This window comes from Streptomyces sp. NPDC060232, from assembly GCF_042726555.1.
Classification (GTDB): Bacteria; Actinomycetota; Actinomycetes; order Streptomycetales; family Streptomycetaceae; genus Streptomyces.
In genome coordinates, this window is the sequence record NZ_JBHXAG010000038.1 from 1 (window position 1) to 10,923 (window position 10,923).

The 10,923-nt window shown below is 70.2% G+C and carries 7 protein-coding genes and 4 pseudogenes; 7 read left to right on the forward strand and 4 right to left on the reverse strand.

Going from position 1 to position 10,923, the window contains the following annotated elements:
* Window positions 1-181: 181 nt before the first annotated feature.
* Window positions 182-588: pseudogene (locus tag ACFWFZ_RS32795) on the reverse strand (transposase family protein); the annotation flags it as partial.
* A 175-nt stretch (window positions 589-763) separates the two neighbouring features.
* Between ACFWFZ_RS32795 and ACFWFZ_RS32800 the strand changes: the two are divergent.
* Window positions 764-1,066: a hypothetical protein gene (locus ACFWFZ_RS32800; protein WP_387127403.1), complete on the forward strand. Its 303-nt coding sequence runs from the start codon at window positions 764-766 to the stop codon at window positions 1,064-1,066.
* Between the two features lie 379 nt (window positions 1,067-1,445).
* Window positions 1,446-1,881, forward strand: a pseudogene (locus tag ACFWFZ_RS32805) (transposase); the annotation flags it as partial.
* Window positions 1,882-2,074: 193 nt separating this feature from the next.
* Here ACFWFZ_RS32805 and ACFWFZ_RS32810 read toward each other — a convergent pair.
* Window positions 2,075-2,440, reverse strand: a complete 366-nt coding sequence (locus ACFWFZ_RS32810; protein WP_387127405.1) for a hypothetical protein — start codon at window positions 2,438-2,440, stop codon at window positions 2,075-2,077.
* 295 nt (window positions 2,441-2,735) lie between these two features.
* On the opposite strand from ACFWFZ_RS32810, the pseudogene ACFWFZ_RS32815 reads away from it, so the two are divergent.
* From ACFWFZ_RS32815 to ACFWFZ_RS32830, 4 genes and pseudogenes are all read left to right on the forward strand, one after another.
* A pseudogene (locus ACFWFZ_RS32815) lies at window positions 2,736-3,794 on the forward strand (IS630 family transposase); the annotation flags it as partial.
* A 408-nt stretch (window positions 3,795-4,202) separates the two neighbouring features.
* The gene (locus ACFWFZ_RS32820) at window positions 4,203-5,369 is read left to right on the forward strand and encodes a hypothetical protein (RefSeq protein ID WP_387127407.1); all 1,167 of its coding nucleotides are present in this window, start codon (window positions 4,203-4,205) and stop codon (window positions 5,367-5,369) included.
* A 347-nt stretch (window positions 5,370-5,716) separates the two neighbouring features.
* Window positions 5,717-6,022 carry a hypothetical protein gene (locus ACFWFZ_RS32825; protein WP_387127409.1) on the forward strand — a complete coding sequence of 102 codons (306 nt, stop codon included), beginning with the start codon at window positions 5,717-5,719 and terminating at the stop codon, window positions 6,020-6,022.
* A 24-nt stretch (window positions 6,023-6,046) separates the two neighbouring features.
* Window positions 6,047-6,553, forward strand: a complete 507-nt coding sequence (locus ACFWFZ_RS32830) for a hypothetical protein (RefSeq protein ID WP_387127411.1) — start codon at window positions 6,047-6,049, stop codon at window positions 6,551-6,553.
* Between the two features lie 143 nt (window positions 6,554-6,696).
* On the opposite strand, the pseudogene ACFWFZ_RS32835 reads toward ACFWFZ_RS32830, so the two are convergent.
* Together ACFWFZ_RS32835 and ACFWFZ_RS32840 are read right to left on the reverse strand one after the other, a co-directional pair.
* Window positions 6,697-7,173, reverse strand: a pseudogene (locus ACFWFZ_RS32835) (IS3 family transposase); the annotation flags it as partial.
* Window positions 7,170-7,481 carry a transposase gene (locus ACFWFZ_RS32840; RefSeq protein WP_387127413.1) on the reverse strand — a complete coding sequence of 104 codons (312 nt, stop codon included), beginning with the start codon at window positions 7,479-7,481 and terminating at the stop codon, window positions 7,170-7,172. The gene ACFWFZ_RS32840 and the pseudogene ACFWFZ_RS32835, both read right to left, overlap by 4 nt.
* 307 nt (window positions 7,482-7,788) lie before the next feature.
* On the opposite strand from ACFWFZ_RS32840, the gene ACFWFZ_RS32845 reads away from it, so the two are divergent.
* The gene (locus tag ACFWFZ_RS32845) at window positions 7,789-10,920 is read left to right on the forward strand and encodes an amino acid adenylation domain-containing protein (RefSeq protein ID WP_387127415.1); all 3,132 of its coding nucleotides are present in this window, start codon (window positions 7,789-7,791) and stop codon (window positions 10,918-10,920) included.
* The last annotated feature ends 3 nt before the right edge of the window (window positions 10,921-10,923 follow it).

The following is a 10,923-nucleotide window of genomic DNA, read 5'->3' on the forward strand; positions in this document are numbered from 1 at the left end:
CCGCCGCCCTGTGCGTATCTCACGGTCCAGGGCTACCGGAGCGGACCGGCCGCCGTCATGCGAACGGCTCCGACATCACCCAATCAAGTTCAGTAGTCAGTTGATAAGCCTTCCTCCGAACTGCTGCCGCAGAGGTTGACCCTCGTCCGACTGCGTCGCAGTCAGTGAGCCATTTCCAACCTCACGCTGACGCGTGGTGAAGGACACGAACGGCCTGGACGATCGCGGTGATGCGGTTGGTGCTGCAGCGGAGCTTCCGCAGAAGGCGCCAGCCCTTCAGAGTGGCCATGGCCTGCTCGGCGAGGCAGCGGATCTGGGCGTGCGTGCTGTTGTGCCTACGCTGCCACCGCTTGAGGCGACGGCCTCGGAACGGGACGCGGACGGGGGGCCGGCCCCCTGGTACGCCTTGTCCGTCCAGCACTTCAGCTCGGCCGCGGCGAGCGCGTCGATGATCCCGTGGGTCCGTGCGGCGGTCAGGTCGTGGACGGACCCGGGCAGGGCGGGTGACGCCCACAGCAGCCGTCCGAATGGATCGGTGAGGACCTGGACGTTCATGCCGTGGCGCTTGTGTTTCCCGGAGTAGTACGGGGTGGCTTCGTTCACTTCAAGCGGCAGCGTTTGTATGCCGGTTTGGGCAGCGGTTGGTGATCTTGCAGCTGGTGGATGTTCGCGAGAAGTGACGGCAGTGCCTGAACGCTAGACCGCGTCTCGGCCATGAGCCCTCGGCTGGGGGCCAACCGATTGGCTGCCATATCCTTCTGCCGTGGCGAACTGGCAACGATCACTGCGTGACGCGTTCTGGGCCTGGGATCGCGCCCTGGGTGGGCAGCGGCGTCCGACTCGCATCCAGAAATGGGTGGCCCGGCACCCGATCCTCGTCGGCCTCTCCATGGCTGTTCCCTTCACGCTCTTCTTCTTGATGCTGTCGCGTGAGGAGGAGCCCGACGATCCCCTGTTCGCAGGGTTCGCCGGGCTGGCCTTGGGACTGATTTTCGGCCTTACGGCAGTCTCCGAGCGGTTCCGCCAGCGTCGACTCAAGCGTCTGGGGATGTGGGACGGATCCTGAGCCGGGCAGGCACTGGCGTGGTGGCCTATGCCTCGTTCTGTGCGGAAACTTACGAGTGCAGGAGGAGGGTGGGGATGACGCGAAATCCGAGGGTCGACTTCTTCGACAGCCCAGGTTGGATGTGCTTGTGCATCTTGTTCTACGGGTGGACAGCAGCCAGTAGCAGCACCGCGCCCTGGCTGAGGGTTGTCACGGCGGTCCTTCTGGCCGCGTGGGTGGTGTTGCTGGCGAGGCACTTTTTGCGACGTGCCCGTGGCCGTCAGTCTTCGGAGCACCCGGACGAATCGGCATCCTGAAGACGTCCGTGTCTCGACGGCCCGCCATGTATTGATCGTCGTCCGGACTGCCTGATGGGCATGTCCATGTAGAAATGCGGGGTGTGGAGAGAGAGCCGTACCTCAGCGACTTATCGGACGAGCAGTGGGCGTTAATCGAGCCGATGATCACGGCCTGGAAACAGGACCGGGTGGCGCGGTCGGCGACCGGGGATCCCGGGTCCTGTGACCTGCGGGAGGTCGTGAACGCGATCTTCTATCAGAACCGGACGGGCTGTCAGTGGCGATTGCTGCCGCATGACTTCCCGGCCTGGTCAGCGGTGTTCTACTACTTCGGCCTGTGGCGCCAGGACGGGCTTGACCAGCGGATCCAGGAACTCCTGCGCTGTCAGGTGCGGGAGAAGGCCCGCCGATTAGAGGACCCGTCCCTCGTGATCATCGACACCCAGTCCGTCCGCGCCGCGGCGGGTGTTCCCAGGACCACGACGGGGCTGGACGCGAACAAGAAAGGTCTCGGGGCGCAAGCGGGGACTGGCCCTTGCGGACCGGCGTGGGTGATCGTCAGGTGATCCACATGGCCACTGACGGCCACGGCGCCCGTGGCCGACGCGATCGCGTCACCGCTGTCCCTGATGGAAGAGGCCGCGAAATCGCTCCTCGAAGGGGATGAACGCTGCTTGCTTCGGCGCCACCTCATGTCGCGTCCGGCCTTGGCGCTACCTGCACGGCCACGCTAATCGGTGTAGTCGATGCCGGTGCCGGCGTTGCTACCCGCGCCACGCGCGATAGCGTCACCGGTGCCCTGAACCCGAGCGGTGCCAGGGCTGCCGTCACCACGGCGCCGTACACCCGTATGGGCTTGCCCGCCGCCAATGGCTTCTGCCCGTCCTGTCTGCGTCGCGGTGTCCCCAGACGCGCCTGCCGTGTCCGCCCGAGACTGGGCCCATGCCCACACCAGCGCCGCGACTCCGGTGGCGGCCTGAATCGACGCGCCCACGACTCCTGCGGTGTCCGGTCCGTCAAGCAACCAGATGACAGGAGTCGAGACGATTCCCACCATCGCGACGACCATCACCGCGATCCGCTGCTTCCTCGACACAGAAGTCCCCCTCTCCCGTACGAACCCACTCGACGCAGCCACGAGCGCCGAGAACCGCCGTCCTGCAAGGCGGTTCCATACTCCGGGAAGACTCCCCGCCTGTCGGGCGAACCGCACAGATTTTCCGGCGCTGCCTCGGCCCACGCCACACGGCGCAACCAGCACCAGGGGCCGCACCTGCCGAGTACCAGGGGAACCGACGCAGCCAGGACCTAGTGCTGTGACCGGGATGGTTCGCCGGGTTGCTCGTCGTGCTGGTTGGAAATGACTTCTCCAGCCAGTGTGGGGAGGCGGGATGGCGCAACCGGTCCGGGTTCGCAGGCTGACCGAGCAGGAGGGGCAGAAACTCCAGCACATCGTCCGCCGAGGCAGTAGCAGCTCGGTACGGTTCCGGCGGGCGATGATGCTGCTGGCCTCGGCCGGCGGCAGCACGGTCCCGGTCATAGCCCGTCTGGTCCAGGCGGACGAGGACACCGTCCGCGACGTGATCCACAAGTTCAACGAGATCGGGCTCGCATGCCTCAACCCTCGATGGGCGGGAGGCCGGCCCCGCCTTCTCGATCGTGACGACGAGGACTTCGTCGTCCAGACGGCCACCACCCGCCCAACCGTGCTGGGCAAGCCCTTCACCCGCTGGTCGATCCGTAAGCTCGCCGATCACCTGCGCAGGAACACTGCCCGGCCCGTCCGGATCGGCCGCGAGGCTCTGCGGTGCTTACTGTCCCGCCGCGGGATCTCCTTCCAGCGCACGAAGACCTGGAAGGATTCCCCGGACCCGGACTTCGACGCGAAGCTCGCCCGAATCGAGTACGCGATCAACCAGCGGCCCGACCGCACGTTCGCGTTCGACGAGTTCGGACCGCTGGGCATCCGCCCGACCGCTGGCTCGTGCTGGGCAGAACAGGGCCGGCCAGACCGACTGCCTGCAACGTTCCGTCGAACCCACGGGATCACCTATTTCCACGGCTGCTACTCCGTCGGCGACGACCAGATGTGGGGGATCAACCGGCGCCGCAAGGGCATCGACCACACCTGGGCGGCCCTGCGAACCATCCGGGCCGCCCGCCCGGACGGCGCCCCGATCTACGTGATCCTCGACAACCTCTCCGCCCACACGAACTGGCGGATGAAAAGGTGGGCGGCCAAGAACAAGGTCGAGCTGTGCTTCACCCCGACCTACGCCTCCTGGGCCAACCCCATCGAGGCCCACTTCGGACCCCTGCGGCAGTTCACCCTGGCCAACTCCCACCACCCCAACCACACGGTCCAGACCCGGGCCCTGCACGCCTACCTGCGCTGGCGCAACCAGAACGCCCGCCACCCCGATGTCCTCGCAAACGGCACCCGCGCGAAGACCGTCCTGACCGACGTCGGCCCGATTCTCGCGGGCTGGCAGGAGAACCCCAACCCCGCCCTGAGCTACATTCCCCTGTGCAACCTCGTCAACGGGTGCCGCGCGTATGCGCAGCACTTCATCGAGCACCCGGCCACCGGGAGCCGCTGGGGCGTCTGCGCGGCCTTCCACACGGTCGACGTGGTGGCGGACAGCCTCAAGCACAAGATCGCCAACGCTGTTGAGGTGGCCGCGTACCTGGCTGAGGACGCCCTCTCCGGCTGACCGGGGCGGGGTCCGCGGCCGCGCCGCGGACCCCGAGGCTCAGCGCCGGGGGCGTGACGACGCCGCCCCGGCCGTCTCACCCGCGGGTCGGCCGTGGCAGCCGACCGGCACCGACAACACACCACAAGCCCAGGGAGTCCCGTCATGGCCCGTATCACCTTCGTCGCCTCCACCGGTTGCACCCGCACGAGCGAGACCCGCCACTACACCCACGCCGTCATCGCCGACCGCCGCGACGGCGAGGTGGGCCGCATCGTGCACACCTGGTCCATGTCCGCGGCCAACGTCGCCAGGGCTGCCCGGACCGCCGAGCGCGCGGGCTGGCAGAACGTCACGGTCGAGGAAGTGACCGTCCAGGAGAAGCCAGCCCGCACCCGCAAGGCGGCGTCGAAGCAGGCGCCCGCCACCGTCCAGCCGGCCCCGGCCGCCGAGCGCGAGCCGCTCGTCCACTACTCCGTCCGTCCGGCCGCAGGCGGATCCTTCGACGTCGTCAACACCTCGGGCCTGGTCGTCTCCCGCGACTGGCAGACCGAGGCCGGCGCCCAGGAGCGCGCCGACTACATGAACGCCCAGGAGAGGCGCAAGCGCGCCGAGGGCGCCCTGACCGAACCGCAGCGGCGGGTGTACGCCGTGGTCAAGCGCGACGGCTCCATCGGCGCCGGATACGGGCACAACCTCACCGCCGTCCGGAGCCTGCACGCCGCAGGCCTTATCAAGCTCGCCGAGTACGGCGCGGGCTCCTGGAACGCCGTCCTCGTCCCGCCGCCCGCCGCCGGCCCGGCCGAGGCCGCTCCGGCGGCCGGTGCGGGCGTACTGCCCCGGGACGCCGAACACTCGGCGGCCGCCGCCGCGGTGACGGCCCTGGCCGGACAGCCGCTCGCCGACGTCAACGGCCCCGACGACCTCGGCGAGGTGGCCGGCTACTGGGTCCGGCCGGACGGCACCAGCGGCCGCCTGGCCGTCACCTGGGTCGAGAGCGGCAGGCAGACCACCGACGCCGACGGGCGGCCGCCCCTGGCCCGGCTGAGCGTCGCGAAGGAGCTGTTCGAGCGCACCGAAGGCTGGCTCGTCGAGCCCGGTGAGCACTCCTCCCTGCACGTCTGGCACGTGCCGACCCTGGATGCCGCGGCCAAGCAGGACGCCGCCACCGACCAGGCACAGGGTGCGATCACCGACACCTGGACCATCACCCACACCGGCCTGCCCGAAGGGCGCTGCTTCCTGAGGGTCGAGGCCCCCGACTCCGACACGGCCTTCGAGGCCGCCCTGGCCACCCGCGCCGGCCGACTGGTCCAGTGGTCCCGGGTGTGAGGTCGTGGGCAGGGTCCTGACCCTGCTGGGCGGGATCGTGGTGCTGGCGGGTGCGTGGCGTTCGGGCGTCCGGCACCTCCCGCCGTCTGCTCCCGCTCCACCACCACCCCCGCCACCGTGCCCGGCAAGGCCGCGCCCGCGGAACCCGCCGTGCCCGCGTACGGGCAGCAGCCCGCACCGGCCAGGGCGTGGGGCGTGTGCGGTGATGGTGACGGCGGGCAGGCAGCGCCGGTCCGGAGGCAGCGCGGCGGCGGGGCTCGTGGTGGCCACTGCCGGCTGGTGGGCATGGTGGTCTGGGGGTGGGTACGATCGCGCGTCGGTGTGGGTGCAGGCGGGGGAGGCGTGTGGTGGACGAGTTGTATGAGGTGGCGCAGGAGTCCGGGGCGGAGTACGCCGAGGAGCGTTTCGCGGAGCTGGCGCGGTTCCTGTTCGCCCGGACGGATCCTCTGCTGCTGGACCGTCCTGTGGGTGCCGGTGCGGACCGGGCGGTGCAGGCTCTCAACGATGTGGTGCGTGTGCTGCTGGGGCAGGCGAGGGCGTTTCGGGAGTGGGACAACGAGCCCGCCCTTGCGGGGGCGTGGGACAGCCTGTGCGTGATCGCCGCGCAGTGGCGGCACGATCCGGACTTCCTGGAGGCATGGGAACTCGAGTGAGCCGCCCGCGGCCCACGCCTCGCGATGCACACGGTCGTCCGCGCCTTTGAGGCCCGGTGGGGGCTGACGGCGATGTCGCCGCAGGACCGCACTGCGGTGCGCCGCCCGTCGACGGGGGAGAAGGCGAAGGCCGACCGGCGGGGCCTGCTGGAGACCGCCCGGGAGTCCCTGCAGCGCACCGTCCGGACCGCGGCCGCACTCGCCCACGACGACGCCGACTTCCTCGACCGGCTCCGCGACGCCGGTCTCCGAGTGCGCGAGCTCTGTGCCGACGGCGGCGGCCTGGCCGGACACCGGCTTGGCGCGCGGCGCCTGAGGGAAGCGCACCTGTCCCGTACCGTCGGCGAGCGGGCCCGGCACGTGGCCGCCGGCCAAACCGGCACCGTCGAAGCAGTGGACGTGCGGATGACCGGCGGCCGCGCGTACCGGGACGGCGTGACCGTCGCCGTTGACGGCTGCTCCCGCAAGACCGCGCGCTCCCTGGAATGGGAGCCCCTGTCGACGGCCGAGGCCCTCGAGGCTGCCTGCTGACGGCCCCCGCCCGGCCCCACGGGGCCGGGCGGCTCCCCGCGCGGTCGGCGCGGGAGCGGCAGTGGTGGGGCCGGTGCCGGGAGTCGAGGCGGCGGGTGCCGGTGTGACGGGTGCGGGGGTGTCCTTCGCGGTGTCCGGCCCGCGACCTGCCAGCCGACGATCATCCGCGAGTACACGTCCAGGACGAACGCCACATACGCCCATCCCGACCAGGTGCGGACATAGGTCATGTCCGCCACCCACAGCTGATCAGGCCGCGAGGCGGTGAAGTCGCGGTCGACCAGGTCCGGCGGACGCGGCGCCGACGGCTCTGGAACCGTGGTCCGGCGCCGCCGGCCACGGATGACGCCCTCCAGGCCCAGCTCGGCCATCAGCCGCTCGACGGTGCAGCGGGCCACCTCGACGCCCTTGCGCCCCAGGGCCCGCGTGATCCGGCGGGCACCGTAGGTGCCGCCCGACTCGGCATGAATCTCTTCGATCAGCGGCATGAGCTGTTCGTCCCGGAGCCGGCGGGCCGACTTCGGCCGCTTCTTGCGGGCGAAGTATGTCGACGGGGACAGCTCCAGCACCCGGCAGACGGGATCGACCCCGAGGCCGTGTCCACGCAGGTGGTCGATCACCTGCTCGGCCTCGTCCGGGGACGGTTGATCTCCTGGGCAAAGAACACCGAGGCGGCTTTCAGGATCTCGTTTGCCCGCCTCAACTCTGCGACTTCCCTGCGGAGTTGCTTCAACTCGTCGAGCTCGGCGGTGGTGAGCCGGTCATCCCGCTCGCCGCGGTCGGCTTCGGCCTGGCGGACCCAGCCGCGCAGGGCTTCCTTGTGGATGCCCAGGTCCTTCGCGACGTGCGCGATCGGGCGGCCGGTGCTGCGGACCTCACGGATCGCGCGCTCGCGGAGCTCGTCTGGGTATTTACGGGGTGCTGCCATGGTGCTGGTGGATCTCCTTCGCCAGGACGGTAACCCTGGCATCAGGGACTCCACAAATCTCAGTACAGCTCACATCGGGCAGCCCCGCTTTTCAGCCATGAGGCACGACTTCGCCGGAGGCGGTGGAGCAGCAGTCCACGCGCGGCTCACCGGCCGTTCTGGCTGAAGCCGGAGCAGCGATTTCCAGTCGCGGGACCGATATTTCATTGACGTGTACAGCGATAACGACCCAAGATCGTTGGGGTCTTTACTGATGTACGCCCGCGACTTCAGAACCTGGGCTCGTGGGTGCGGCTACGGGGGAAACATGACTGCCTTCGCGGGGCGCCGAGTGCTGCCCTTGACGCGTCAACAACGAGCCATGTGGGCGGCGCAGCGGCTGAGCGCCGGCGATGCCTACAACATTCCGGTCGTCCATCGGTTGGCCGGCCCGCTGGACGAGGCCGCTCTGGACCGGGCCCTGTGCCGGCTTGTCGCCCGCCATCCGGTGTTGCGCTCCCGCCCCGACGCACAAGGCGTGTTATCGCAGGTCAGCGACAAGATACCGGACCGCTTACTGCGAGTGCACGAGGTTCCGGGCCAGGACGGGCACGCCTGCGCGGCCGAGGTGGCCCGTACGCCCTTCGACGCCGACGCCCCGTTGCGACTGCGCGCGGACCTCTTCCGCAGTGGTCCGCAGGACGCCGTCCTGCTGTTGCTGCTGGACCACATCGCCGTGGACGCGCCATCCGTGGGGCTGCTCCTGAACGACTTGTCCGCCCTCTGCTCCGCCCCCGCGGACCGTGGCGCGGGGGCTCTCGACGGCGGTGAACAGGACGGGTACTTCGCGTATGCGATCGCGCAGAAGAACTATGAAGAGTCGCCCGAAGGAAGCCAGGACCAGGATTTCTGGGCCGATTACCTACGAGGCGTGACCACCGCGCCGACAGCCCCGGAACGCTCGGCCGAAGGCGGGTCGGGCCCGCACACCTCCTCGGTCGGCGTACCGCTGCCGGAGGACCTCCGCCACCGCTGCGAGCAACGGGGCATCACGCCGTTCACCGCCCTGCTCGGTGCCTACTCGCTCACCCTGCAGCACTACTTCCGCACCGATGACATCGTTATCGGATACCCCGCCGTCGACTGGCGTCGCTCCCAGTACCCGCACACGGTCGGGCTGTACTCCGAGATGCTCCCCTTCCGCCCGCCCGCCCGGCAGGACAGGACCGCGGACGCGTACATCGACGAGGTCCAGGACTCGGTGCTTGACTGCCTGGCCCATCAGGGCGGTTCGCTCACGAAGGCGTGGGCGGCCGTACGCAGCGGGACGCAGTCCGTCTCTGCCTCGGTGTTCCCCGCCCTCATGTCGTTCAATGAGGCGACCGCCGACGAAGTACTGCGCCTGCCGGGCGTGGATGCGCGGCGCGTCCCCATGGTTCCGCGCGACGGCAAGGCGGGCCTGCTGCTGTCCGTCAACGCCGACGGCGCCGGCTTCACCGGCCGGCTGGACTTCGTACGGGACCAGTACCCCGCCCACGCCGCCCGGAGCATCGCGCTCGCGGTCGGGACCGTCCTCGAACAAGTGCTGGCCACCCCCGGTCCCTCCGCGCTCCGCGTGGCGCTGGCCGGCGACGAGCATCGGACGGGTGCGGCCGCGCAGGGCCGCCCCGAGCCGGAGGCCCCGTCCCCACCGCCGGTGGTCGCAGCCTTCGCGGAGCAGGTGGCGGCCAGGCCCGGGGCCACCGCCCTCATCGAGGGCGAGAGCACCATGACCTACCAGGACCTGGACGACGACAGCCGTCGCCTGGCCGCACGGATCGCCGCGCTGGGACTGCCCGGGCGCAGCACCGTGGCGCTCTGCCTGCCGCGCTCCGCCGCGTTCGTCGTCGCCGCCCTGGCCGTGCTCCGCGCCGGCATGGCCTACCTGCCCGTCGACATGTCCCAGCCGCCCCGAAGGCGCTCCTTCGTCATGAACGACGCGGGCGCCGCAGCCGTCCTCGTCGGCGACGCCCGGGCAGCGGAACAGCTGACAACGGACCTGCCGATCCTCGACATCGCCGGACCGGGCCACGTCACGGACGCGGCCACCTTCACCGATGCGCCGGTCGAGGGGACGCAACCGGCGTACCTCATCACCACCTCCGGCACCACCGGCCTGCCCAAGGCCGTTGTGGTTCCCCACCGGGCCATCGCCAACAACCTGGCATGGAAACGTCGTGCGTTCGACCTGGGTCCCCAGGACCGCTTCTACTTCAAGACACCCCCCGTGTTCGACGCCTCGGTGTGGGAGTACCTGGTTCCGCTGACGATCGGCGCGTCCATGGTGATCGCCGGGGCCGACGCGCACCGGGACCCCGCCGTCCTCCTCGCCGAGATGCGCCGGCGCGACGTCACGGTCGCCCAGTTCGTACCGACACTGCTCAAGGCCCTTCCCGGCGAGGAGGGGTTGAGCGGGTGCCCCTCACTGCGCTGGCTGTTCTGCGGCGGTGAGCAGCTCGACCGCGCCGTGGTGCGGATGGTGCGGCGCACGACCACGGCACAGGTCGTCAACCTCTACGGCCCCACCGAGGCGACCATCGACGCGACGTACCACGTGTGCGGGGCCGACGACGACACCGGTGCCTTCATGCCGATCGGCCGCCCGGTGGACGGCGCGCACACGTACGTGCTGGGCGTCGGCGGCCAGATCCTGCCCCCCGGGTTCACCGGCGAACTGCACCTCGGCGGCATCGTCCTGGCGGACGGATACGTCAACCGCGAAAAGCTGACGGCGGAGCGGTTCGTCGCACCGCCGCCCGAGCCACAGGACGGCGCGGCGACGACGAGGCTCTACCGCACCGGCGACCTGGTACGCGGGCGTGCCGACGGAGCCCTGGAGTTCATCGGACGGGAGGACGGCCAGGTCAAGATCCGCGGCCTGCGCGTCGACCTCGACGGCATCGGCAGCGTGCTGCGGGAGCACGGGGACGTGAAGGACGCCCTGGTGGTGGTGCACCCGAGCCGCGAGGACACGCTGGTGGCGTACGTCGTCGCCCCGGACGGCACGACGACCGAGGACCTCCTCGGCCACATGGCCGACCGCCTTCCGGCCGAACAACTGCCCGCGTACGTCGTGAGGCTGGAAGAACTGCCCGTCACGGCGACGGGCAAGGCCGACGCCCGGGCCCTGCCGGTGCCGGAAGCGGGACGGGACACCGACGCGCTCACCGCACCGCGCACCGCTCTGGAAGAGCGGCTCACCGCGCTGTGGGCAGGCGCCCTCGGCGTCCCCCCGGAGCGCGTGCCGAGGACCGTGAGCCTCTTCGAACTGGGCGGCAGCTCGCTGACCCTCATCCAGCTGCACAGCAGGATCAGAACGGAACTGGCGGTGGACGTGCCCGTCACCGACCTGTTCAAGTACCCGACCGTATCGGCCCTCGCCGAGGCCCTCGGCCGCCGTGTCCGCACACCGCAGAACTAGGGG

What these genes read in the sequence shown, in the direction of transcription:
- ACFWFZ_RS32845 (WP_387127415.1), top strand. Translation starts at nt 7,789, where the DNA reads ATGACTGCCTTCGCGGGGCGCCGAGTGCTGCCCTTGACGCGTCAACAA.
- ACFWFZ_RS32830 (WP_387127411.1), top strand. Translation starts at nt 6,047, where the DNA reads ATGCACACGGTCGTCCGCGCCTTTGAGGCCCGGTGGGGGCTGACGGCG.
- ACFWFZ_RS32840 (WP_387127413.1), bottom strand. Translation starts at nt 7,481, where the DNA reads ATGGCAGCACCCCGTAAATACCCAGACGAGCTCCGCGAGCGCGCGATC.
- ACFWFZ_RS32820 (WP_387127407.1), top strand. Translation starts at nt 4,203, where the DNA reads ATGGCCCGTATCACCTTCGTCGCCTCCACCGGTTGCACCCGCACGAGC.